Origin of the sequence: Flavobacterium geliluteum (assembly GCF_017948595.1) — a bacterium.
GTDB classification, from domain to species: Bacteria; Bacteroidota; Bacteroidia; order Flavobacteriales; family Flavobacteriaceae; genus Flavobacterium; species Flavobacterium flavipigmentatum.
Window position 1 is genome coordinate 1 of record NZ_JAGFBV010000111.1, and the last position, 220, is coordinate 220.

A 220-nucleotide genomic window follows, 5' to 3' on the forward strand; every position below is an offset into this window, starting at 1 on the left:
TGGCTATGGTTGCAGGAACTAAAGCAGAAACAGTGATTGCCGTTATTGAAAAAATGCCTCTTCAACAACGAAATCTAGTCAAAGAAATCACTTTGGATATGGCCGGAAACATGGGATTGATAGCTAAAAAGTGTTTTGCTAATGCTACTCGCGTTACAGACCGATTCCATGTTCAAAAGCTAGCTACAGAGGCCCTGCAGGAAATCAGGATTAAATATCG

Annotated in this window: 1 protein-coding gene; it reads left to right on the forward strand. The window is 40.9% G+C overall.

Features of this window, described 5'->3' with window-relative positions; genetic code table 11:
• On the forward strand, positions 1 to 220 hold a 220-nt coding region (locus tag J3495_RS19140), incomplete at both ends, for a transposase (protein ID WP_210668590.1).